This window comes from Citrobacter sp. RHBSTW-00944, assembly GCF_013615435.1.
Classification (GTDB): domain Bacteria; phylum Pseudomonadota; class Gammaproteobacteria; order Enterobacterales; family Enterobacteriaceae; genus Citrobacter; species Citrobacter braakii.
Window position 1 is genome coordinate 409,795 of record NZ_CP055418.1, and the last position, 24,018, is coordinate 433,812.

The 24,018-nt window shown below is 54.4% G+C and carries 21 protein-coding genes, 2 rRNA genes and 4 pseudogenes; 8 read left to right on the forward strand and 19 right to left on the reverse strand.

Features of this window, described 5'->3' with window-relative positions:
* The first annotated feature begins 4 nt into the window (after positions 1-4).
* Together HV334_RS01905 and rrf are read left to right on the forward strand one after the other, a co-directional pair.
* Positions 5-2,911, forward strand: a 23S ribosomal RNA gene (locus HV334_RS01905).
* Positions 2,912-3,008: 97 nt separating this feature from the next.
* Positions 3,009-3,124 (forward strand): 5S ribosomal RNA (gene rrf, locus HV334_RS01910).
* 166 nt (positions 3,125-3,290) lie between these two features.
* Here rrf and HV334_RS25205 read toward each other — a convergent pair.
* The 9 genes and pseudogenes from HV334_RS25205 to HV334_RS01950 form a co-directional block, all read right to left on the reverse strand.
* Positions 3,291-3,386 (reverse strand): annotated as a pseudogene (locus HV334_RS25205) (GNAT family N-acetyltransferase); the annotation flags it as partial.
* Between the two features lie 279 nt (positions 3,387-3,665).
* Entirely contained in the window at positions 3,666-4,508 is an 843-nt protein-coding gene (locus tag HV334_RS01915) for a DUF4942 domain-containing protein (RefSeq protein WP_001548928.1), read from the reverse strand.
* 84 nt (positions 4,509-4,592) lie between these two features.
* Positions 4,593-4,790: a DUF957 domain-containing protein gene (locus HV334_RS01920; protein ID WP_000839269.1), complete on the reverse strand. Its 198-nt coding sequence runs from the start codon at positions 4,788-4,790 to the stop codon at positions 4,593-4,595.
* A gap of 11 nt (positions 4,791-4,801) precedes the next feature.
* Positions 4,802-5,290, reverse strand: coding sequence for a DUF5983 family protein (locus tag HV334_RS01925; protein WP_001547769.1), 489 nt, complete (start codon positions 5,288-5,290; stop codon positions 4,802-4,804).
* Positions 5,287-5,664, reverse strand: coding sequence for a TA system toxin CbtA family protein (locus HV334_RS01930; RefSeq protein ID WP_000854726.1), 378 nt, complete (start codon positions 5,662-5,664; stop codon positions 5,287-5,289). Before HV334_RS01930 ends, HV334_RS01925 begins: the two co-directional genes overlap by 4 nt.
* An 89-nt stretch (positions 5,665-5,753) precedes the next feature.
* Positions 5,754-6,080: a type IV toxin-antitoxin system antitoxin YafW gene (gene yafW / locus HV334_RS01935; protein WP_001548930.1), complete on the reverse strand. Its 327-nt coding sequence runs from the start codon at positions 6,078-6,080 to the stop codon at positions 5,754-5,756.
* Between the two features lie 18 nt (positions 6,081-6,098).
* Positions 6,099-6,320 carry a DUF987 domain-containing protein gene (locus HV334_RS01940; protein ID WP_000691994.1) on the reverse strand — a complete coding sequence of 74 codons (222 nt, stop codon included), beginning with the start codon at positions 6,318-6,320 and terminating at the stop codon, positions 6,099-6,101.
* An 8-nt stretch (positions 6,321-6,328) separates the two neighbouring features.
* Complete coding sequence (locus HV334_RS01945; RefSeq protein WP_128638097.1) at positions 6,329-6,775, reverse strand: RadC family protein; 447 nt, start codon at positions 6,773-6,775, stop codon at positions 6,329-6,331.
* A gap of 27 nt (positions 6,776-6,802) precedes the next feature.
* A protein-coding gene (locus tag HV334_RS01950; protein ID WP_095033700.1) for an IS1-like element IS1B family transposase occupies positions 6,803-7,500 on the reverse strand; the annotation gives its coding sequence in 2 pieces (ribosomal slippage) (positions 6,803-7,251 and positions 7,251-7,500; 699 coding nt in all).
* Positions 7,501-7,556: 56 nt separating this feature from the next.
* Between HV334_RS01950 and HV334_RS01955 the strand changes: the two are divergent.
* Positions 7,557-9,647 (forward strand): annotated as a pseudogene (locus HV334_RS01955) (type I restriction endonuclease subunit R); the annotation flags it as partial.
* A 24-nt stretch (positions 9,648-9,671) separates the two neighbouring features.
* Here HV334_RS01955 and HV334_RS01960 read toward each other — a convergent pair.
* The 4 genes and pseudogenes from HV334_RS01960 to HV334_RS01980 all read right to left on the reverse strand — a co-directional run.
* Positions 9,672-9,998 (reverse strand): annotated as a pseudogene (locus HV334_RS01960) (transposase); the annotation flags it as partial.
* Positions 9,999-10,038: 40 nt separating this feature from the next.
* Positions 10,039-11,574 (reverse strand): IS66 family transposase, encoded by a 1,536-nt coding sequence (locus HV334_RS01965; protein ID WP_001000406.1) that lies wholly within the window; start codon positions 11,572-11,574, stop codon positions 10,039-10,041.
* Positions 11,575-11,623: 49 nt separating this feature from the next.
* Positions 11,624-11,971, reverse strand: a complete 348-nt coding sequence (gene tnpB / locus HV334_RS01970) for an IS66 family insertion sequence element accessory protein TnpB (protein ID WP_000609174.1) — start codon at positions 11,969-11,971, stop codon at positions 11,624-11,626.
* Between the two features lie 448 nt (positions 11,972-12,419).
* Positions 12,420-13,409 (reverse strand): annotated as a pseudogene (locus HV334_RS01980) (IS5-like element IS5 family transposase).
* 34 nt (positions 13,410-13,443) lie between these two features.
* Here HV334_RS01980 and hdeB point away from each other — a divergent pair.
* Positions 13,444-13,773, forward strand: coding sequence for an acid-activated periplasmic chaperone HdeB (hdeB, locus tag HV334_RS01985; protein ID WP_024196074.1), 330 nt, complete (start codon positions 13,444-13,446; stop codon positions 13,771-13,773).
* Between the two features lie 51 nt (positions 13,774-13,824).
* Here hdeB and HV334_RS01990 read toward each other — a convergent pair whose 3' ends face one another.
* The 5 genes from HV334_RS01990 to HV334_RS02010 are packed head-to-tail and all read right to left on the reverse strand — an operon-like array spanning position 13,825 to position 19,199.
* On the reverse strand, positions 13,825-14,628 hold the full coding sequence (locus tag HV334_RS01990; RefSeq protein ID WP_032669189.1) for an MIP/aquaporin family protein: 804 nt from the start codon (positions 14,626-14,628) through the stop codon (positions 13,825-13,827).
* A 53-nt stretch (positions 14,629-14,681) separates the two neighbouring features.
* Positions 14,682-16,493, reverse strand: coding sequence for a diol dehydratase reactivase subunit alpha (locus tag HV334_RS01995; protein WP_175097912.1), 1,812 nt, complete (start codon positions 16,491-16,493; stop codon positions 14,682-14,684).
* 11 nt (positions 16,494-16,504) lie between these two features.
* Complete coding sequence (locus HV334_RS02000; RefSeq protein WP_181221105.1) at positions 16,505-16,933, reverse strand: diol dehydratase small subunit; 429 nt, start codon at positions 16,931-16,933, stop codon at positions 16,505-16,507.
* A 2-nt stretch (positions 16,934-16,935) separates the two neighbouring features.
* A complete protein-coding gene (locus HV334_RS02005; protein WP_016154579.1) occupies positions 16,936-17,520 on the reverse strand; it encodes a propanediol/glycerol family dehydratase medium subunit in 585 nt (194 codons plus the stop codon).
* 11 nt (positions 17,521-17,531) lie between these two features.
* Positions 17,532-19,199, reverse strand: coding sequence for a propanediol/glycerol family dehydratase large subunit (locus tag HV334_RS02010; protein WP_016154580.1), 1,668 nt, complete (start codon positions 19,197-19,199; stop codon positions 17,532-17,534).
* Between the two features lie 391 nt (positions 19,200-19,590).
* Here HV334_RS02010 and HV334_RS02015 point away from each other — a divergent pair, with 391 nt between their 5' ends.
* Genes HV334_RS02015 through HV334_RS02030 form a run of 4 tightly spaced genes read left to right on the forward strand, consistent with a single transcriptional unit; the run spans position 19,591 to position 22,106 of the window.
* Positions 19,591-20,019: a heme-binding protein gene (locus HV334_RS02015; protein WP_019077737.1), complete on the forward strand. Its 429-nt coding sequence runs from the start codon at positions 19,591-19,593 to the stop codon at positions 20,017-20,019.
* A 22-nt stretch (positions 20,020-20,041) separates the two neighbouring features.
* Positions 20,042-21,205: a 1,3-propanediol dehydrogenase gene (gene dhaT, locus HV334_RS02020; RefSeq protein WP_016157511.1), complete on the forward strand. Its 1,164-nt coding sequence runs from the start codon at positions 20,042-20,044 to the stop codon at positions 21,203-21,205.
* A gap of 16 nt (positions 21,206-21,221) precedes the next feature.
* Positions 21,222-21,575, forward strand: a complete 354-nt coding sequence (locus HV334_RS02025; protein ID WP_016154583.1) for a glycerol dehydratase reactivase beta/small subunit family protein — start codon at positions 21,222-21,224, stop codon at positions 21,573-21,575.
* Positions 21,576-22,106 (forward strand): cob(I)yrinic acid a,c-diamide adenosyltransferase, encoded by a 531-nt coding sequence (locus HV334_RS02030; protein ID WP_181220868.1) that lies wholly within the window; start codon positions 21,576-21,578, stop codon positions 22,104-22,106.
* On the opposite strand, the gene dhaR is transcribed toward HV334_RS02030, so the two are convergent.
* Positions 22,084-24,009, reverse strand: coding sequence for a dihydroxyacetone kinase operon transcriptional regulator DhaR (gene dhaR / locus HV334_RS02035; protein WP_181221107.1), 1,926 nt, complete (start codon positions 24,007-24,009; stop codon positions 22,084-22,086). The two genes, HV334_RS02030 and dhaR, sit on opposite strands and share 23 nt — an antisense overlap.
* Positions 24,010-24,018: the final 9 nt, after the last annotated feature.

The following is a 24,018-nucleotide window of genomic DNA, read 5'->3' on the forward strand; positions in this document are numbered from 1 at the left end:
GTGAGGTTAAGCGACTAAGCGTACACGGTGGATGCCCTGGCAGTCAGAGGCGATGAAGGACGTGCTAATCTGCGATAAGCGTCGGTAAGGTGATATGAACCGTTATAACCGGCGATTTCCGAATGGGGAAACCCAGTGTGATTCGTCACACTATCATTACGTGAATACATAGCGTAATGAAGCGAACCGGGGGAACTGAAACATCTAAGTACCCCGAGGAAAAGAAATCAACCGAGATTCCCCCAGTAGCGGCGAGCGAACGGGGAGCAGCCCAGAGTCTGAATCAGCATGTGTGGTAGTGGAACGGTCTGGAAAGTCCGGCGATACAGGGTGATAGTCCCGTACACAAAAGTGCATGTGTTGTGAACTCGAAGAGTAGGGCGGGACACGTGGTATCCTGTCTGAATATGGGGGGACCATCCTCCAAGGCTAAATACTCCTGACTGACCGATAGTGAACCAGTACCGTGAGGGAAAGGCGAAAAGAACCCCGGCGAGGGGAGTGAAAAAGAACCTGAAACCGTGTACGTACAAGCAGTGGGAGCCTCTTTATGGGGTGACTGCGTACCTTTTGTATAATGGGTCAGCGACTTATATTCTGTAGCAAGGTTAACCGAATAGGGGAGCCGAAGGGAAACCGAGTCTTAACTGGGCGTTAAGTTGCAGGGTATAGACCCGAAACCCGGTGATCTAGCCATGGGCAGGTTGAAGGTTGGGTAACACTAACTGGAGGACCGAACCGACTAATGTTGAAAAATTAGCGGATGACTTGTGGCTGGGGGTGAAAGGCCAATCAAACCGGGAGATAGCTGGTTCTCCCCGAAAGCTATTTAGGTAGCGCCTCGTGAACTCATCTTCGGGGGTAGAGCACTGTTTCGGCTAGGGGGTCATCCCGACTTACCAACCCGATGCAAACTGCGAATACCGAAGAATGTTATCACGGGAGACACACGGCGGGTGCTAACGTCCGTCGTGAAGAGGGAAACAACCCAGACCGCCAGCTAAGGTCCCAAAGTCATGGTTAAGTGGGAAACGATGTGGGAAGGCACAGACAGCCAGGATGTTGGCTTAGAAGCAGCCATCATTTAAAGAAAGCGTAATAGCTCACTGGTCGAGTCGGCCTGCGCGGAAGATGTAACGGGGCTAAACCATGCACCGAAGCTGCGGCAGCGACACTATGTGTTGTTGGGTAGGGGAGCGTTCTGTAAGCCGTTGAAGGTGTGCTGTGAGGCATGCTGGAGGTATCAGAAGTGCGAATGCTGACATAAGTAACGATAATGCGGGTGAAAAACCCGCACGCCGGAAGACCAAGGGTTCCTGTCCAACGTTAATCGGGGCAGGGTGAGTCGACCCCTAAGGCGAGGCCGAAAGGCGTAGTCGATGGGAAACAGGTTAATATTCCTGTACTTGGTGTTACTGCGAAGGGGGGACGGAGAAGGCTATGTTAGCCGGGCGACGGTTGTCCCGGTTTAAGCATGTAGGCGGAGATTCCAGGTAAATCCGGAGTCTTGTTAACGCTGAGGTGTGATGACGAGGCACTACGGTGCTGAAGTAACAAATGCCCTGCTTCCAGGAAAAGCCTCTAAGCATCAGGTAACACAAAATCGTACCCCAAACCGACACAGGTGGTCAGGTAGAGAATACCAAGGCGCTTGAGAGAACTCGGGTGAAGGAACTAGGCAAAATGGTGCCGTAACTTCGGGAGAAGGCACGCTGATATGTAGGTGAAGTGATTTACTCATGGAGCTGAAATCAGTCGAAGATACCAGCTGGCTGCAACTGTTTATTAAAAACACAGCACTGTGCAAACACGAAAGTGGACGTATACGGTGTGACGCCTGCCCGGTGCCGGAAGGTTAATTGATGGGGTTATCCGTAAGGAGAAGCTCTTGATCGAAGCCCCGGTAAACGGCGGCCGTAACTATAACGGTCCTAAGGTAGCGAAATTCCTTGTCGGGTAAGTTCCGACCTGCACGAATGGCGTAATGATGGCCAGGCTGTCTCCACCCGAGACTCAGTGAAATTGAACTCGCTGTGAAGATGCAGTGTACCCGCGGCAAGACGGAAAGACCCCGTGAACCTTTACTATAGCTTGACACTGAACACTGGTCCTTGATGTGTAGGATAGGTGGGAGGCTTTGAAGTGTGGACGCCAGTCTGCATGGAGCCAACCTTGAAATACCACCCTTTAATGGCTGGTGTTCTAACGTAGACCCGTAATCCGGGTTGCGGACAGTGTCTGGTGGGTAGTTTGACTGGGGCGGTCTCCTCCTAAAGAGTAACGGAGGAGCACGAAGGTTAGCTAATCCTGGTCGGACATCAGGAGGTTAGTGCAAAGGCATAAGCTAGCTTGACTGCGAGAGTGACGGCTCGAGCAGGTGCGAAAGCAGGTCTTAGTGATCCGGTGGTTCTGAATGGAAGGGCCATCGCTCAACGGATAAAAGGTACTCCGGGGATAACAGGCTGATACCGCCCAAGAGTTCATATCGACGGCGGTGTTTGGCACCTCGATGTCGGCTCATCACATCCTGGGGCTGAAGTAGGTCCCAAGGGTATGGCTGTTCGCCATTTAAAGTGGTACGCGAGCTGGGTTTAGAACGTCGTGAGACAGTTCGGTCCCTATCTGCCGTGGGCGCTGGAGAATTGAGGGGGGCTGCTCCTAGTACGAGAGGACCGGAGTGGACGCATCACTGGTGTTCGGGTTGTCATGCCAATGGCATTGCCCGGTAGCTAAATGCGGAAGAGATAAGTGCTGAAAGCATCTAAGCACGAAACTTGCCCCGAGATGAGTTCTCCCTGACCCTTTAAGGGTCCTGAAGGAACGTTGAAGACGACGACGTTGATAGGTCGGGTGTGTAAGCGTAGCGATACGTTGAGCTAACCGATACTAATGAACCGTGAGGCTTAACCTTACAACGCCGAAGGTGTTTTGGCGGATGAGACATCGAAATTCAGCTTGATTACAGATTACATCGACAGACCGAGAGGTGTGTTGATAAACAGAATTTGCCTGGCGGCTGTAGCGCGGTGGTCCCACCTGACCCCATGCCGAACTCAGAAGTGAAACGCCGTAGCGCCGATGGTAGTGTGGGGTCTCCCCATGCGAGAGTAGGGAACTGCCAGGCATCAAACAAGTGAAGAAGCCCATCCTGCCGGATGGGCTTTTTTGCGTCTGCAGGGAGTGAGAACTGCCGGATGCAGTGTAGCGTTTTATCCAGCCCATCATGTTGTAACCGGTGTGCAGGCCTGAGAAGCGCAGCACACCAGGCTCTCCCGGCAGCACATTGCCTGCTATCCGTGCACGGGGTTGAGTAACAGGTACTGTCGCTCGAGATCGTCCACTTCTGTACATCCCATCACGTTAAACCCCATCTTCTTATAGAACCCAGATGTCAGCTTGTTAACAGGCACGACTAATCTTACGTATGGATTTTGTGAGGGGTAGAGCAGTAAAGATATTGAGAGATGATCGGTTGGAAAGTATCAGAAACTATAAAAGCAAAAACCCGCCTCTAGGGCGGGTTCTTTAAATAGTGGTGCCGGACTCGGAATCGAAAATTTCTTTTACCATATTGATATTAATATAATTTATTTGGTTTGATTAAAAATGTACCCTCAATTATACCCGCAGTCCCTTTTGATATCGAAAGGGAATCACACTCGGGATCAGGCTGAGAGCACAGAAGGAAAGTACCTGGCTATTATATCGTTAATTCTGTCAATCAGTTCCAGCCTTTTGAAAGTGATGTGTGCAGATCCCTTCTTAAAGTATTTAATGATGAACATCTCGTCTTCATAGCGCTCTTTACCCTGAACGGACTGGATGTGACCATCCAGACGAATAGTGATGTTTTCCCGGTTGTCGGGGATCGGTTTGCCGCTGAACAGGTGTAGCATTCTTTCCAGATCGGCAAGTCGATCGGCCTGTTGCCCGCTGTTCAGATGAAGCCCCCACCGGTCCCACCTCACCAGATTGTTGACGATAATTTTACTGCCAAATTTACAGGGTGAGTTGGTTTTGTAATCCCAGCTCAGTCCCCTGAAGACGTTGATCACCCCTCGCTCAAACACCTCATCCTTATTCTGGTGCAGTTGTTCGAATGTACTCAGGATATTCGCTTCACTGATTTCCGGAAAATTATCATATTCCAGTGATCGGTACCATGTGTCCCGGGCCTGCGCATCCATCAGACTCAGCATCCCGGAACGTTGCATCAGGTCACGCCAGATTTCTCGATCGAGATTGCGGGTGATGGCTTTCATTGCTGCTTCCGGTTTTTCCATCAGCCAGCAGCCACAGCGAAAATTCTGTTTCATCGCCCAGTCCAGGGCGGTTTTGCCGCCAATGCCTGCTGTCAGCACTGAGATTTCTGCCAGTTGCCGGATAAGCGTTTCGGTTTGTTGCAGTGCTGCATTCCGTACCGTCACAACGTGTTGGATACTGGTGGAGCAGATAACGTCCGTATGCCCGGTGACCACTTCCGGACGGGAGATTGTGATGTCTGACATTATCGGTTTTCCTTTTGGTTTATAAACGAAAACGCCAGCTGTATTCAGGCTGGCGTCAGGGGAATGAAGTATGGTGAGTGATATTCACCGGTTCTGGTGCAGAAGCTGCAGATGACGAAGAGCACGGACATCCTTCCGGGCCTGTTCGATGCAGGGCAACAGTGCTGCTGAATCCGTTCTATCCTCATCGTTGTCAAAGATAATTCCCGATTCGCAGTCGATATTGTCCTGTAGCCACGCAATCAGAATATCCAGTGCGGTTTCCGTGGTTAATGATTTCATGTTGTTCCTGGTTACCAATCGAAAGTGGGCTGGTCCGGCAGACATTCAGCGCTGGCATCCAGATGAATGAGACTGACGCCATAACGTTGGATGAGTGTGACAACCAGACGACGGAACGTTTTTGACAACCCCAGGCGTTTAAGCCGCAGAACCGGATATGACCACGCATCGGTACGTAACAGATATCCGCTACCTGTGAAATGAATCCATTCTGATTCACCGAAGTCACTGGTCTGGTGTGACAGCGAGTACAGCCAGGCGTTATCCTTTTCCGTGATATGTGCGGTACTGCAGCGTATGCCGGCAAGGGTTGCAAACGGTGGTAGTGTGCAGGTTGACTGTTGGTCGGATTCCTCCACCACGCGGAGTGAATAACCGTTTTCAGCGACCTTGTTAATCAGTTCAGTGAGATTAACACCATCGACATCAACGACAATTCGCCCCATGTTCAGTGCCTGCACATTAATGCTGTCGGCTTCCAACGTCAGGGCCAGTTTCATTGTTTCGCCTCCGGATGCTTCCCCTGGGTAATGTTATTTACCGTTCTGTAGTTATCGCGGGTCATCAGGCCGGTTGCCCTGCGAGCCCGGAGAATATCAATACTGTTTATTAACTGAGAGCGGGTACAGGCGCTGAATCCCGGCTGGTCGGTACGTACCAGTGCGTATTTTTCAACGAGAAAGTTCACCGCATCACACAGTGAAATGCCAGCTTCAATATGCTGCTCAATCACACGTTCATCGGCGAACGGTGTGTCATTCAGCGTAAGGCCGTAATGCTGGTCCAGCAACCGGGACAGCAGTGTCTGCCAGATGGTGACGGGAGACGGGCAGCGCGATGCCTCCCGTACGTGTGTGTCGGGTAATGTTTTCATACTGAAGATTTTCCTGATATGCAGAGATGAAAAATGGAAAAGTGGCGTGGTGAAAACACCAGGCCGGAGCAGAAGATTATTCTGATGATTTACTTTTTCGTTTCGGGCGTCGGATAAACAGCCAGATAAACGTAACCACAGGAGCCGAAGGTGTCGGCTTCGCAGGTTAAATCGTTGTGGTACAGGGTAACGCAGTGGGCATGGTGGGGGCTGAGTTCACCGGTGGTCAGCATCGATTCCATCTGGCGGATAAAGTGCGGGAATGTTTCATCCAGCTTCCGGCATTCGATGTCACTGAACTTGCCGGTGATGCTGGCCCGGTCAGCCAGATAATGCAGTCGGTTGCCTTCCTGCACCAGACGGGCTCCCAGGCGCAGTGTAATCTCCCGCTGCAGGCCCCTGGTAGGGTTGCTCATTACAGTTCTCCACTATTGTCAGTTCAGGGTGATGCTCATCAGGCAGGTATAGGGCCCATTGCGGTCCTGGCGGCGTTCGGCGTATACCGCGAGGACTCCGGCGATATCCGGAACGTCCCTGCCGGTGTAATGACAGACGCTACCGTGCCACTGGTATTTGCCGGTGCAGTAGCGAAAGATTCGGGACTCAGGATGCTGGCGGTATATCGTCATTGCCCTGCGTTTACTGATAATTTTCATGTAATACCTCAAAGCAGACCGTGTTCTGCGAACGAATAGATTTGCCTGCCACCGACAATCAGATGGTCAGGGACACGGATATCCACCAGCTGAAGCACCTGAACCAGTCGCTGCGTGAGGGTTTTGTCGGCCTGGCTAGGTGTCGTCTCGCCGGAAGGATGGTTATGCGCGAGTATCACCGCCGCCGCGTTGAAGTGCAGAGCACGTTTGACCACCTCCCGGGGATGCACCTCGGTGCGGTTAATCGTGCCGGTGAAGAGCGTTTCATGGGCAATCAACTGATTCTGGTTGTCCAGATACAACACCCGGAACTCTTCCCGCTCAAGCGCGGCCATATGCAGTCGCAGCCATTCACGTACGGCGTGGGTAGAGGTGAAGGCTACGCCGGGCTCATGCAGGTGGCGGTCCAGAGCCCTGAGCGCCCGCTGAATGAGACGCCGGTCCTGTGGCGTCATCTCGCCGGGTAAGGTAATGACTCCAACTTATTGATAGTGTTTTATGTTCAGATAATGCCCGATGACTTTGTCATGCAGCTCCACCGATTTTGAGAACGACAGCGACTTCCGTCCCAGCCGTGCCAGGTGCTGCCTCAGATTCAGGTTATGCCGCTCAATTCGCTGCGTATATCGCTTGCTGATTACGTGCAGCTTTCCCTTCAGGCGGGATTCATACAGCGGCCAGCCATCCGTCATCCATATCACCACGTCAAAGGGTGACAGCAGGCTCATAAGACGCCCCAGCGTCGCCATAGTGCGTTCACCGAATACGTGCGCAACAACCGTCTTCCGGAGCCTGTCATACGCGTAAAACAGCCAGCGCTGGCGCGATTTAGCCCCGACGTATCCCCACTGTTCGTCCATTTCCGCGCAGACGATGACGTCACTGCCCGGCTGTATGCGCGAGGTTACCGACTGCGGCCTGAGTTTTTTAAATGGCGGAAAATCGTGTTGAGGCCAACGCCCATAATGCGGGCGGTTGCCCGGCATCCAACGCCATTCATGGCCATATCAATGATTTTCTGGTGCGTACCGGGTTGAGAAGCGGTGTAAGTGAACTGCAGTTGCCATGTTTTACGGCAGTGAGAGCAGAGATAGCGCTGATGTCCGGCAGTGCTTTTGCCGTTACGCACCACCCCGTCAGTAGCTGAACAGGAGGGACAGCTGATAGAAACAGAAGCCACTGGAGCACCTCAAAAACACCATCATACACTAAATCAGTAAGTTGGCAGCATCACCCGATTACCAGACCATGAAGGAGTACCAGCGCTTCTCTCCGGACAGTGTGAATGGTTCGGATAATACAGCAGGCCTCAGAAGAAACCTGGATAAGGACGATAACAAAATCATCGTCACAACCATTCAGAAACTCAATAACCTGATGAAAGCCGAAGCTGACCTGCCCGTCTATCAGCAGCAGGTGGTGTTTATCTTTGATGAGTGTCACCGCAGCCAGTTTGGTGAGGCCCAGAAAAACCTCAAAAAGAAATTCAGACGCTTTTATCAGTTTGGTTTTACCGGTACACCTATTTTCCCGGAAAATGCACTGGGGGCAGAAACCACCGCCAGCGTCTTCGGGCGTGAATTACATTCTTACGTCATTACTGATGCGATTCGTGATGAAAAAGTGCTGAAGTTTAAGGTGGACTATAACGATGTCCGCCCACAGTTTAAGTCTCTTGAAACGGAAACTGATGAGAAAAAACTCAGCGCGGCTGAAAACCACCAGGCCTTTCTGCACCCACTGCGTATCCAGGAAATAACGCAATACATTCTCAATAACTTCCGGCAGAAAACGCACCGAACCTTCCCGGGAGCTAAGGGCTTTAACGCCATGTTAGCAGTTAGCAGCGTGGACGCGGCGAAAGCTTATTACACGACGTTTAAAATGCTACAGGAAGAAGCAGAGAAGAAATCTGGCAGCTATAAACGCCTTCGGGTTGCAACCATCTTCTCCTTTGCTGCAAATGAAGAGCAAAGCGCCATTGGTGATATTACTGACGAAAGCTTTGATACCAGTGCAATGAACCGCAGCGCGAAGGAATTCCTGGATTCAGCTATTGATGACTATAACAACCACTTTAAAACCAATTTCAGCACCGACAGTAACGGTTTCCAGAACTACTACCGCGATTTAGCTCAGCGAGTGAAAAATCAGGATATTGACCTTCTCATCGTGGTGGGAATGTTCTTAACCGGCTTCGATGCCCCGATGCTGAACACTCTGTTTGTTGACAAAAACCTGCGTTATCACGGTCTGATGCAGGCATTTTCCCGCACAAACCGTATCTATGATGCCACCAAAACCTTCGGCAATATCGTGACTTTCAGGGACCTGGAGCGTCCGACCATTGATGCCATCACGCTTTTTGGCGACAAAAACACCAAGAATGTGGTGCTGGAAAAAAGCTACGAAGAGTACATGCAGGGCTTTACCGATGCGGCAACCGGTGAGGCTAAACGAGGTTTTATGGCTGTTGTTTCGGAGCTGGAGCAGCGCTTCCCTGACCCTGCCAGTATCGACAGTGAAAAAGAGAAAAAAGCCTTCGTCAAACTGTTTGGTGAATATCTGCGGGCAGAAAACATCCTGCAAAACTACGATGAATTTGCCACGCTGAAAGCCCTGCAGAAGGTTGATATTAGTGACCCGGAAGCGGTAGCAACCTTTAAAGCAGAGCACTATGTGGATGATGAAAAATTTGCTGAATTACAAACCATTCGTCTCCCGGCAGAACGTAAAGTTCAGGACTATCGCTCAGCATACAATGATATCCGGGACTGGCAGCGACGCGAAAAAGCAGCAAACGACAGGGATAAATCAACCACAGACTGGGATGACGTGGTGTTTGAAATTGACCTGCTTAAGTCGCAGGAGATTAACCTGGACTACATCCTTGGTCTGATTTTCGACCACAACAGAGAGAAAAAAGGTAAAGAAGCCCTGACTGAAGAGGTCAGACGCTTAATCCGCTCAAGTCTGGGCAACCGTGCCAAAGAAGGTCTGATTGTTGACTTTATTCAGCAAACTAACCTTGATGACATGCCGGACAAGGCCAGTATCATTGATGCATTCTTTACCTATGCTCAGCGTGAACAGCAACGGGAAGCAGAGGCGTTGATTAAGGAAGAAAATCTCAATGAAGAGGCTGCAAGGCGCTATATCCGCACATCACTAAAACGGGAGTATGCCACCGAAAATGGGACGGAGCTAAATGAGACGCTACCAAAGCTCAGTCCGCTGAATCCTCAGTACAAAACGAAAAAGCAGACTGTATTCCAGAAAATTGGGGCATTTATCGAAAAATTTAAAGGGGTTGGAGGACACCTCTAGTTGCCAGATAAAAGAACAACCTGATTACCCATGACCCTCAGCCAGCTTCAAGAGTCGATATGGCATCGGAGGGCTTGACACGACTGCATGCCCCAATTCTACCAACATGCTATTGAGGTCAAAACGATGATTAAACCGGAAGCAGTATTCAGCAAGATGCCTTGGTAAATGCTTCGCTCCGAGCTTATGACAACTGCCCCGCAGCGAGTTTTTCACATTTCCTATCATCGTGTTTACCCAGTTGAATGCCGGATGATCCAGCCAGTCCAGGTTGCCCCCGGTGACAACACCCAGGTGCTCACAATTGGCCTCCTTGACCGCTTTGAAACAGGCCAATCCATCGGATATCAGTAAGCGTGCAGTGAGAACCGTATTGACGAAGTGAAGCTGGTCAGGCAGGCAGAGTAACCCGCCACGGGAGCAGAGCACCCACCCGGTTCACAGGCCAGTCGGCGATGACATCAAGTACATGATGCAGATAGCGTTCCGGATCCACGCCGTTTAATTTGCACGTCCCGATAAGACTGTACAGTGACGCACCGCGCTCACCACCATGATCCGAGCCGAAGAACAGCCAGTTTTTTCTCCCCAGACTGACCAGTCGTAGGGCGTTTTCGGCAATGTTATTATCCACCTCCACCCAGCCATCTTCTGCATAGCGGGTCAGCGCCGGCCACTGGTTCAGCGCATACCCGAACGCCTTCGCCAGTTCTGAGTGCCTTGAGAGGGTTTTCTGTTTCTCCCGCAGCCACCCCTCCAGTGACGCCAGCAGCGGCAGCACTTTTTGGTGCCGGACTGCCTGCCGTTCCTCTGCTCTTTTACCTCTGAGCTCCGACTCGATGGCATACAGCTCGCCGATCCGTTTCAGCGCCTCCTCCGTCAGGGCTGACGGGGTACGGACGTGAACATCGTGGATTTTTCGGCGGGCATGGGCCCAGCACGCGGCTTCCTTTATATGGCCGTCGCGGTAGAGCTCGTTGAACCCGGCGTAGGCATCAGCCTGCAGTACGCCACTGAAGCCTGCAAGATGGGTCTGAGGGTGGATACCTTTTCTGTCCGGGCTGTAAGCGAACCACACTGCGGGGGCCAGCGCTGATCCGGCGTTGCGGTCGTCTCGAACGTACGTCCATAAGCGCCCGGTCTTCGTCTTCTTATTGCCCGGCAACAGCACCGGGACAGGCGTATCGTCAGCATGGAGTTTGCCGTCGGTCAGGACATAGTGCTGAAGGGCTTCATCCAGCGGTGCCAGCAGACGACAACACGCATCCACCCAGCCCGACAGTACAGAACGACTCAACACTACACCCTGGCGGGCATAGATCTCCGACTGGCGATACAGCGGTGTGTGCTCTGCATACTTTGAGGTCAGCACTCGGGCCAGCAGCCCCGGTCCGGCGATCCCCCGTTCGATGGGGCGCGAAGGAGCCGGGGCCTGAACGATGCGATCGCACCGACGGCAGGCATGCTTTTCACGGACTGTCCGGATAACCCGGAAGGCGCTGCGCATCAGCTCCAGCTGTTCGGCGGCATCCTCACCCAGGTAACTCAGCGAACCACCGCACTCCGGGCAACACGGCTCAGTCGGCAGCAGCCGCTTCTCATCCCGTGGGAGTGACTCAGGGAACGGTTTGCGGGTGCGGGTCTGACGCAGCGGGCGCTGCACTGCCGGGTCATCCACCCGGCCGGTCAGCGTATCGCTTTCCTGCTGCAGCAGGTTCAGGTCAGCTTCCATTTGCGCGATACGGCGGGATACCTTTTCGGAACGACTGCCGAAGTTCATCCGGCGCAGCTTATCCAGTTGCGCCTGCAGATGGTCTATTTCGCGTTCCCGGTTGCTCAGCTTTTCCTGCAGGGCGTGGATCAACGCTTCCTGTTCGGCCAGGCGCTGTTTCAGCAGAAGGATGTCGTCAGAAGAGGTATCGTTCATAAGCCTGTATTTTACCAGGCTTATTCTGCGACAACCAGGATAAAGAGCGCTACAACATGGTCAGGGATGTCAGTAACCGCTTTGGCTGTCGCCAGTCGATACCTTCCATCAGCATCGCCAGTTGCGCCGGCGTCAGGAACACTTTGCCATCGCGGGCTGAGGGCCAGGCGAAGCGACCACGTTCCAGTCGCTTTGTCAGCAGGCACAGACCATCGCCGGTGGACCAGAGCAGTTTTACCTGACTGCCGCTGCGTCCCCGGAAGATGAAGACGTGGCCGGACATCGGGTCATCTTTCAGCGCGGTCTGCACCTTTGCGGCGAGGCCATTGAAGCCGTTGCGCATATCGGTGATACCGGCAACCAGCCAGATTTTTGTGCCTGCGGGAAGATTTATCATACCGGCCCCCGCATCAGTTCGCGCAGGACAGTGCTCATGAGTTCAGCAGAGGGATGAGTCAGTGTTATTTCTCCTCCCCGACATTTTATGTGGCAGGTAGCGGGAGGAGAGCAGGATGGTAGTTCGAAGGTTGGGAGAGAAGAGCCCGCCTGAAGCTGCACGGGTATCAGGGCAGGAAGCGACGATGAGTTTTTTCGGGGCCGACAGACCCGCCCTTCACGCTGCCAGAGCCTTATCCATTTAAAGAGCAGGTTATCATTGACGTCATGTTTCCGGGCCAGTGCGGCAATACTGCCTTCTTCTTCAAGAGCCAGCCTGACCAGTTCCATTTTGAATTCAGGGGAATAGTGTTTCCGGGGAAGTCTTTCTTTAGCGCGCATGAGGTGTCCACCTGCAAAATAAGTGGGTGCTTAAGTTACAGGATCCTGGATTCGGGACCAGACGGTACTCAGACGACGCTTACAGATCTCTCCCACTGACGTATCATTTGGTCCGCCCGAAACAGGTTGGCCAGCGTGAATAACATCGCCAGTTAATTATCGTTTTTCAGCAACCCCTTGTATCTGGCTTTCACGAAGCCGAACTGCCGCTTGATGATGCGAAACGGGTGCTCCACCTTGGCACGGATGCTGGCTTTCATGTATTCGATGTTGATGGCCGTTTTGTTCTTGCGCGGATGCTGCTTCAAGGTTTTTACCTTGCCGGGACGCTCGGCGATCAGCCAGTCCACATCCACCTCGGCCAGCTCCTCGCGCTGTGGCGCTCCTTGGTAGCCGGCATCGGCTGAGACAAATTGCTCCTCTCCATGAAGCAGATTACCCAGCTGATTGAGGTCATGCTCGTTGGCCGCGGTGGTGACCAGGCTGTGGGTCAGGCCACTCTTGGCATCGACACCAATGTGGGCCTTCATGCCAAAGTGCCACTGATTGCCTTTCTTGGTCTGATGCATCTCCGGATCGCGTTGCTGCTCTTTGTTCTTGGTAGAGCTGGGTGCCTCAATGATGGTGGCATCCACCAAAGTGCCTTGGGTCATCATGACGCCTGCTTCGGCCAGCCAGCGATTGATGGTCTTGAACAATTGACGGGCCAGTTGATGCTGCTCGAGCAGGTGGCGGAAATTCATGATGGTGGTGCGATCCGGCAGGGCGCTATCCAGGGATAATCGGGCAAACAGGCGCATGGAGGCGATTTCGTACAGGGCATCTTCCATGGCACCGTCGCTCAGGTTGTACCAATGCTGCATGCAGTGAATGCGTAGCATGGTTTCCAGCGGATAGGGCCGTCGGCCATTGCCCGCCTTGGGGTAAAACGGCTCGATGACTTCCACCATGTTTTGCCATGGCAGAATCTGCTCCATGCGGGACAAGAAAATCTCTTTTCTGGTCTGACGGCGCTTACTGCTGAATTCACTGTCGGCGAAGGTGAGTTGATGACTCATGATGAACCCTGTTCCATGGCTCCAGATGACAAACATGATCTCATATCAGGGACTTGTTCGCACCTTCCCTAAAGCACTCGTATTGACCGTGGCGGCTACCACATTCTGTCTGATGACCAGCCCGGCGTTCGCGGTTGAGGAAACCACGCCGCAGAATATGACCTGTCAGGAATTTATGGATATGAACCCAAAAAGCATGACCCCGGTGGCCTTCTGGGTAGTGAATCGCAACACCGACTTTAGCGGCGGCGACTATGTTGACTGGCATGAAGTCGAGACCGTTTCGGTACCGAAAATGCTGCAGGAGTGCCACAAGAACCCCGCCGCTAAACTTGGCGATCTCAGCGCGGTCATCAAAAAATAACCCCCCCGGCATCAGGCCGGGGAAACCCGCCGCGCTGCGGCGGGTCCCGCTTTACTCATCGATACCGCATTCGCACGGCAGAAGGCGGCCGATAAGCTTGCGATACAAAAACGCCCCGATAATCGCCCCCACCACCGGCGCCAGCAGCGGCACCAGAAAGTAAGGGATCGCCAGCCCACCGGTAAAGGCGATCGAGCCCCACCCGGCCAGACTGGTAAACAGTTTTGGGCCGAAGTCGCGCGCCGGATTCAGCGCAAAGCCGGTTAGCGGCCCCATCGACGCGCCGATCACGGCGATCAGCAAGCCAATCAGCAACGGCGCCAGCGGCCCGCGCGGAATTCCGTTGCCGTCGTCGGTCAGGGCCATGATCATCGCCATCAGGATTGCCGTGATGGTGGTCTCAACGGCAAACGCTTGTATAAAAGTGATATGTGGATGCGGGTACGTGGAAAAGACCCCGGCCAGGTTAAGGCTGGCGGCAGTGCCGCGCACGATATGCTGACTCTGTTCAAGATCGAGAAACAGCTGGCGATAGAGCCCATACACCAGCGCGGCGGCGCAGAAGGCCCCGGCCGTCTGGGCAACAATAAACGGCAGCACCTTGCGGCGTTCAAAACAGGCGAACAGCCACAGGGCAATGGTCACCGCCGGATTAAGGTGCGCGCCGGAGACACCGGCCGTCAGGTAGATGGCCATGGCGACGCCAAGGCCCCAGATAATACTGATCTCCCACTGACCAAAGCTGGCCCCGGCGACCCGCAGCGCAGCGACGCAGCCCGCGCCGAAGAAAATGAGCAATCCGGTGCCAAGAAACTCGGCCACGCACTGCCCGGTTAAGGTAGAAGTCTGGTTCATTATCGGCATCCTGAAATAGCACGTTAAAGAGAGAGGCTGGCGCGAGCGCCCGTTTAATTCGCCTGACCGGCCAGTAGCAGCCCGGTGGCGACCGCATTGCGCGGCCCTTCTGTTCCCCGAATATTGCCCTGCCCGGCGACTACGCCATAGTGCGACAAGGCTTCCGTGATAAGCTGCGGGATCTCAAAGTCCAGCGATGAGCCGCCCACCAGCACCACAAAGGCGATATCGCGAATGGAACCGCCGGGTGAGACCTGGCGCAGCGCGCGCAGGCAGTTGGTGACAAACACTTTCTCTTTCGCCTGCCGGCGCACGAGACGAATTTTTTCCAGCGGGCTGGCGTTATCGATCGGCACCAGTTCGCCCTCCTTGATGTACACCACTTTGGCGAACACCGCCGGGCTGAGGGCTTCCCGAAAGAACTCCACCGCGCCATTCTCGTGACGAATACTGAACAGGCTTTCCACTTTGGCCAGCGGGTATTTTTTTATCGCTTCCGCCAGCGAAAGATCCTCGAGGCCCAGCTCGGTTTTAATCAACAGGCTGACCATATTCCCCGCCCCGGCGAGATGGACCGCCGTTATCTGCCCCTCCGCGTTGACGATCGCCGCATCCGTCGAGCCGGCGCCGAGATCGAGGATCGCCAGCGGCGCCGCACAGCCGGGAGTGGTTAACGCCCCGGCGATGGCCATGTTGGCCTCCACGCCGCCCACCACCACCTCGGTCTGCAGTCGGGCGCTCAGTTCGCGGGCGATAACCTGCATTTGCAGACGGTCCGCTTTCACCATCGCCGCCATCCCGACGGCATTTTCCATGGCGCACTCGCCGGCCATCCCGCCCTGCACCTTGCGCGGAATAAACGTATCCACCGCCAGCAGATCCTGGATGTATATCGCGCTCATCTCATGGCCGGTCAGGGACGCCATTACCTTTCGCACCCGCTCCAGCATGCCGCCTGCGTGCGTGCCTGCTTCACCACGAATATCACACACGGGCGCGCAGGCGCTCATCGCCTGCATAATGGCCTGCGCGCCTTGCGCTACGTCGGCTTCACCGCCACGCTTTTCACCACGGATAAAGATCTTACCCGCCGGGATCACTCTTGATCGCACATCTCCCTGCGGGGTTTTCAGCACCACAGCGGAACGGTTGCCAATCAGCGCTCTGGCGATGGGGACAATAGTTTGTGTTTCCTCAGGGGTCAGGGCAAAGAAGGTTGCGATACCGTAAGGATTCGACAGCACCCGCACCACCTGTCCCGGGGCCGCCACTTCCACCGCCGCCAGCACGCCTTCCGGCACCTTCTCCAGTAGAGTGACTTCATCAACCACCGGTATTGGCCGATGCAGGCGATTATTCACCAGCACGCCATCATCTTTTTTCAGGATGGCCGCCACCACGTTGACGCCGCGATCCAGCGCTTCATTGATAAACCAAACCGCCTCAAGGAAATCCATCTCCTCACCCACCAACGGTATCCAGCCCTGGGCAAATCGATCCTCGCTCAACGCCGCCAACTTCTCCACGGCGATGGTGGTTCCCATGCCCACGCCAACGCCGCCGGGCGTTTGCGGGTTATGACCAATCATTGTCGATTCAGTAATGATGGTTTCAGTGATGGTTTCCATCGCCACATCGCCAATCACCGGCGCGGCCTCATTGATGCAGATTTTCGCCACGGCCTGAAGCGACCACGGTGTTTTATCCAGTGCCTGCTGCAGAGAAGCGACCACCCCGGCAATGTTGTCCCGCGTCCCTTTCATGCCCGTGGTGGCGACAATCCCGCTGGCGATAAACTGCCCATGCTGTGCCAACGCCACTTCGGTGGTGGCGTTGCCGATATCAATCCCGGCGATTAACGGCATACCTCCCTCCGTCACTGGCTACCTTTGCGCAGCTTGTTTCTCTGCTGATACACCTCTGCCGACTCGCGGACAAAGGCGGCGTTCACCGTGGCATGCCAGGTATATTCCAGTTCATCGGCAATCGCCTGTAGTTCCGCAAATGAAGAACGAAACGGGCGCAGCGCGTTGTAGATCTCCAGAATGCGGGCATCTGGGATGGTAATCAGCTCTGCCGCACGACGGAAATTGCGCGCCACGGCGTGACGCTGCATCTGTTCGGCAATCTGCGCCTGGTACTCCAGCGTTTGCTGAGAAATACGCACATCCTGCGGACCTACGCGGCCCGCCAGCACATTCTCAAGGGTAATCTCGGTTAGCGGTTTGCCGGTAGGAGTCTGGATTTTCTCCGGGCAGCGGGTCGCTAATGGATAATCCTGCGCGGTCATAATGTTGTCGTTCATGGTCATTCCCTTACGAGTGCAATATGCAGCGTGACAGGCGCAGCATCCTGCACCACGTGTTTGGTCTCTTTGATATGAAACAGCGCGGCCTTGGCCATAAATTTGGGGCGTACCATCTGGTCATTAACCACTGGCACTGGCGAAGGCGACTCTTTACGTGCATAGCGCGCGGCGTTTTTACCAATCTGGCGATAGGTTTCCAGCGTCAGCAGCGGAGCCTGAGAGAACAGCTCAAGGTTGCTCAGAGGCAGCAGATCGCGCTGATGAATCACCGTGGTTCCTTTCGACTGGATACCAATCCCGATGCCAGAACCGCTGAGATTTGCCGCATCCCATGCCATAAATGAAACATCCGAGGTGCGCAGAATCCTCACCACCCGTGCATGCAGCCCCTCTTCTTCAATGCCGGCAACCAGCTCTTTCAAAATCGCTTTGTGCGGCATATCAATCAATGTTTTGTGCTGATACTTATCAAAGGCGGGGCCGACGCCTATCACGACTTCATCCACGCGTTCGTCCGCTTTAGCCGCCTCGCCTTCACTCACCTGCAAGGTGAAAACCGGCTTACGTTCAGTTGTGCATTCCACTGTGTACCGCCTTATTCGATCGAGCCGGGCTGAACCACGCCCGCAATATTTTTAATTTCAGCCCAACGTTCAGCAGAGATGCGATAGCCGGTGCCGGGTCCCTGATAGTCGTTGATGTCATTAACGGCGCTGACGACGTCGAACTGACGATCCAGAATGGCCGACGTTTGCAGGTAATCACCAGTAACACGCTGCCTCAGCATGTTGAGGATATTGCTGGCGATGTCTTCGAAGCCGCTGGAACTCAACGCGCCGACGATATCCAGCCCGGTGATATTGCGTTTCATCATCTCTTCCACGGCAGCCAAATCTTCCACCACATTGCGCGCGGGCATATCTTTGCTGCCGTGAGCGTAAGTGGCGGCCTCCACCTCTTCATCGCTAATCAGCGGCAGGCCCAGTTCGCGGAACACCGCCTGAATGGCGCGCGCGGCCTTATTGCGGATGGCGATTGTCTCCTCTTCCGTGACCGGACGCAGGCCCCCATCAACCATCAGATCGCGTTGCAGAATGTTGTAATCATCGAAGTCTTCAGCGTCGAAGTTCGACCCGGCAAACATGTTGTCGTAGTTCGGTACCGCGCTATAGCCGGAGAAGATAAAGTCGGTGCCCGGCAGCATCTGCATCAGGGTGCGGGCAGTACGACGAATATCGGAGTGGGAAAAGGTCTGGTCATTGGCGGAGGCCACTTCAAGGTCGAGCATCGAGGCAATCAGGTTTTCCGCCAGCACCGCGCGAATCCCCGACGGCACAGCGCCGGTCATGCCGATACAGCTGACCGCGCCGTTTTGTAACCCCTGTACGCCCGCGCCTTTGGTGATAAAAATGCAACGCGACTCCAGATAAAGCATCGATTTACTTTCGGAATAGCCCATCAGCGCTTCCGAGCCGGTGCCGGAGGTGTAGCGCATCTTCAGGCCACGAGAAGCATACGCCGAGGCAAGAAACGCTTTTGACCACGGCGTATCATCGCCATCGGTAAACACCGATTCCGTGCCATATACCGACACCGTTTCGGCGTAGCTGGTTAGCCCGCGCATTCCCAGTTCCAGCTCCGTGGCCTCTTCAACGGAGCATTGCGTCAGCACGCCGGGGCGACCGCATTGGGACCCCACCAGCAGCGCCAGGGCGTTAAACGGCGCATAGCGGGCGATCCCGACCGTTGTTTCCTGTTCGGAAAAGCCACGGATCCCCGCTTCAGCAGCGTCGGCAGCAATCTGTACCGGGTTATCTTTCAGGTTGGTCACGTGGCACTGATTGGAGGGGGTGCGTCTGGCGCGCATTTTTTGCAGCGCCATCATCATCTCCACCACGTTCATTTGCGCCATCACCTCCACCGCTTTCGCCGGGGTGATGGCAGTCGTAATGGCAATGATCTCTTCCCGACTGACGTGGATATCCACCAGCATTCTGGCGATCTCCAGCGCGTCGAGCTGCATGGCACGCTCGGCCTCGGGCACGTTAATCGCGTAATCGGCAATGAACCGGTCAATCATGTCGAACTCGGCGCGGCTCTTGCCGTCCAGCTCAACAATACGACCATTTTCCACCTTCACCGACGAAGCCGGATCGTAAGGGCTTTCCATTGCGATCAGCCCCTCTTCAGGCCATTCGCCAATTAGCCCATCCTGATTTACAGGCCGCTGGGCAAGCACTTCGAATCGTTTTGATCTTCTCATAGTTTATGGACTCAAAAGATAAAAAATAGGGACGCCGGGCCGTATTGCCGGGGACACAACACCCGGCATTCGCCTTTCATCAGCAATAGCCGAACTCTAAATGAGCAGGACAATAAAAAAATAAAATTAATTTCGTTCCAATTTGGCACGTAATAAAAAACCATCGTTTCATATTGAAACGCGGCTCAGGAATATTCACCGTGAATTGTGACGAGGTTAAATGATCATTATCAATAAACGCCACAACAGGAAACTGAACGTAATATTTTTGAAATCCCCACCCTATTGACTTAATAACGCGGGGCGAGAAAATAAGATAAAGCCAATGATAAAAATAGCTGTTGCGCGATATTTTCGTGACCTCAGCCCTACAACCTTTTCAGGAGAGACTGTGAATAAGAGCCAACAAATCGCCACTATTACGCTGGCGGCTGCAAAGAAAATGGCGCAGGCCGTCGAGGCTAAAGCGCTTGAAATCAACGTTCCGGTGGTGTTTTCCGTGGTGGATCACGGCGGGAACACGCTGCTAATGCAACGTATGGACGACGCGTTTGTCACCAGCTGTGATATCTCTCTTAATAAAGCTTATACCGCCTGCTGCCTGCGACAGGGTACCCATGAAATTACCGATGCGGTACAACCAGGTGCCTCTCTATATGGCTTGCAGCTCACCAATCAACAACGAATTGTTATTTTTGGCGGCGGTTTACCTGTCATATTAAACGGCAAAGTAATCGGTGCCGTTGGCGTAAGTGGCGGTACCGTCGAACAAGACAGATTATTAGCAGAAACCGCATTGAATTGTTTCTCTGAATTATAATTTAAATCTAAGAAGGTATATTATGAGCTATCGTATGTTTGATTACCTGGTGCCAAATGTGAACTTCTTTGGCCCCAATGCTATTTCCGTGGTCGGCGAACGCTGCAAACTGTTGGGCGGTAAAAAAGCGCTGCTGGTCACTGATAAAGGTCTGCGGGCGATTAAAGACGGCGCGGTAGATAAAACCCTCACACATCTGCGTGAAGCCGGTATTGACGTCGTGGTTTTTGACGGCGTTGAGCCAAACCCCAAAGACACCAACGTGCGCGACGGCCTGGAGGTCTTTCGGAAAGAGCATTGCGACATCATCGTTACCGTTGGCGGCGGTAGCCCGCATGATTGCGGTAAAGGCATCGGTATCGCGGCGACTCACGAAGGGGATCTCTACAGCTATGCCGGAATTGAAACCCTGACCAACCCGCTGCCGCCGATCGTTGCGGTGAATACCACTGCCGGGACCGCCAGCGAAGTCACCCGCCACTGCGTGCTGACCAATACCAAAACCAAAGTGAAGTTTGTGATTGTCAGCTGGCGCAACCTGCCGTCGGTCTCCATTAACGATCCGCTGCTGATGCTCGGCAAGCCAGCCCCACTGACTGCGGCCACCGGGATGGACGCCCTGACCCACGCCGTGGAAGCCTACATTTCCAAAGATGCCAACCCGGTCACCGACGCTGCCGCTATCCAGGCGATCCGCCTGATCGCCCGTAACTTGCGTCAGGCCGTGGCGCTGGGCAGCAACCTGAAAGCTCGCGAGAACATGGCCTACGCCTCCCTGCTGGCGGGTATGGCCTTCAACAACGCCAACCTCGGCTACGTTCACGCGATGGCGCATCAGCTTGGCGGTCTTTACGACATGCCGCACGGCGTGGCGAATGCCGTACTGTTGCCGCACGTGGCACGCTATAACCTGATCGCTAACCCGGAAAAATTTGCCGACATCGCAGAGTTTATGGGCGAAAACACTGACGGACTCTCCACCATGGATGCCGCCGAGCTGGCCATTCATGCTATTGCCCGCCTCTCCGCCGACATCGGTATTCCGCAGCATCTGCGCGATCTGGGCGTCAAAGAAGCCGATTTCCCGTATATGGCGGAAATGGCGCTGAAGGACGGCAACGCCTTCTCCAACCCGCGCAAAGGGAACGAGAAAGAAATTGCCGAGATCTTCCGTCAGGCATTCTGATAACGCAGGGGGCGCAATGTCACTTTCATCACCGGGCGTACATCTGTTTTATCACTCACGCTGGCAGGGTACTCGCGTGCTTGATGAGCTGTGCTGGGGACTGGAAGAGCAAGGCGTTCCCTGCCGGGCAATCTGTTGCGACGATCATGACTGCGCGCTGGCGCTCGGCAAACTGGCGGCCAAAAGTTCGGCGCTGCGCGTGGGTCTCGGTCTCAACGCCACCGGAGATATTGCCTTAACCCATGCCCAGTTGCCCGAGGATCGGGCGCTGGTCTGCGGGCATACCCGCGCCGGGACAGCACAGATCCGCACGCTCGGCGCCAATGCCGGTCAACTGGTTAAAGTTCTTCCCTTCAGCGAGATAAAATAAATGTACCGCATCTATACCCGAACCGGCGATAACGGCACGACCGCGCTGTTTGGCGGCAGTCGTATCGATAAAGACGACATCCGCGTTGAGGCCTACGGCACGGTGGATGAACTGATTTCCCAGCTTGGCGTCTGCTATGCCAGCACGCGCCAGGCCGAGCTACGCCAGGAATTGCACACTATGCAGAAGATGCTGTTCGTACTGGGGGCGGAACTCGCCAGCGATCAGAAAGGACTCACACGCTTAAAACAGCGTATTGGCGAAGAGGATATTCAGGCGCTGGAGCAGCTTATTGACCGCAATATGGCGCAAAGCGGCCCGCTCAAAGAGTTTGTTATTCCGGGGAAAAATCAGGCATCGGCACAACTGCACGTTGCGCGAACCCTGACGCGTCGGCTGGAGCGGATCCTCATCGCGATGGGCAGAACGCTGACGTTACGCGATGAGGCCAGGCGTTATATCAATCGACTGTCGGATGCGCTGTTCTCGATGGCCAGAATCGAAGAAACTACTCCAGATGTTTACGCTTAAACTGGCTGGCATCAATGTCGTACTGCTTCATCTTACGCCACAAGGTGGTGCGACCAATATTCAGCAGTTGCGACATCTCCTGAACACGCCCACTGGTCACGCGGGCGGCATGGATAATCGCCTCTTTCTCGATGGCGGTAAAGGTCAGGCTGGCGGGCAGCAGTGAAGACGCCGTCTCCAGACCAGGACGTTCGGCAAACAGATAATCCGGCAGATTGCTCAGCCGAATATGGCCGTTATCGCTGCTGATGGCGATGTTTTCAATAATGCTGTTCAGCTCAAAATCATTACCCGGCCACGAATAGGCCACCAGTTGTGCCAATGCGTCGTCGTCGATCTTCAGGCTGGATGAAAAGCGTTTTTTCAGGCTATTCAACCGCGTATAAATCAGCGAGGGAATACTGTTACGCCGCGCCCGCAGCGGGGGGATCACTATCTCAAAAGAGTGCAGCGCGTAATACAGCTGACGGCTAAAGCGGTTTTGCTCCACCAGATTGGCGAGATCAACCGTGGTGGTGGCGATCACTTTGACATCCACCGGAATCAACCGACGGGCATCCAGGCGGGTTAATACCCCCTGCTTGATCACCTGTAACAGCGCGGATTGCAGCTCCGGCGCCAGATATTCAATTTTTTCCAGAAACAGCGTGCCGCCGTTCGCCAGTTCAAGACGGCTCAACCGGCCATTTTCATCGTCGGTTGGCGCACTGCCCATAAAATCCTGCCCCAGCACGCTGTTGGCATAAAGCTGACAGTTCACGGCGATATACGGCCCGCTGGCGCGCTCGCTTTCGTTGTGAATGGCCTGGCTCAGCAGCTCCTTACCAACGCCCTCTTCCCCGCACAGTAGGATCGGGAAACTCCCCCTCGCTGCCTGGCGACCAAAATGGATCAAGCGGCGGGTTTCCGGATCGTCAGTCGACATCTGCTCAAAGGTGTGGCTCACCTTGCCGAGCTGGCTGGTCATCAGCTGGCGCATTTGCTCCACCGGATGCAGTAGCAGGATAAAGCTGTTGCCCTGCTCCTCAACAATCGGTTTCAGGGTGATGACGGCATCAACAAACTGATGCTGGCTTTCAAAGGTAACTTCGACGTGATTCAGGCCGCGGGCATGTTTGATCGCCCGGCGCAGCAGCATGGGGAGATTGAGCAGATCGTGAATGTTTTTTCCCTGACTGGCCTGCGCATCGAGATGCAAAAGCAGCGCCGCACGCGCATTGAGGAACTGCAATACGCCCTGTTCGTTCCAGGCCATCACACCATCATCCATACTCTCCAGCAGCCCGTACATCTGGTTCAGATGGCGGTTGGATTCAGCCAGCAGGCTGTCGGTCAGCAAAGAGTTGCCGACTTCTCTGGCAATCGCCAGCGTCAGGGATAAATCAGAAACGCACTCATGCTCCACCAGACAACACAGCGAGATGGAGCCGAACAGTCGACCATGGTTATCGAAGACCGGCGTCGAGCAGAACGACCACGGATGCAGCGCCTGTTTAAAATGCTGTTTACCAGAAGTTTTTGTCGGCTGGCCCGGCATCGTCGCCAGCGACAGCGCACAACTGCCAATGATGCTTTCCGCACAGTAGCTGCCGTCGCGAAACCCAAGCTCCGCCAGCTGTTCCACCGTCTGTGGATCACCGCAACGGCTGAGAATACAGGCTGATTCATCCAGAATCAGCAGCGCGCACGGGCGGCCGTCCATAAACTCCCAGGCATCTTCCAGCGCAGCCTGAGCAATCGTCAGCAACGCCGTCTTGCGACGACAAATCGACTCAAAGGTCAGCCCTTGCGCCTGATGCGGCGCCTGCCAGGTTTCCCGCTGCATAAACTTGCTGCAACGATGCCATGACTGGGCAATGACTGAAGAGACTTCCTTCCCGATGCTATGCGTGTGCGCCGTCATATCCCTTTC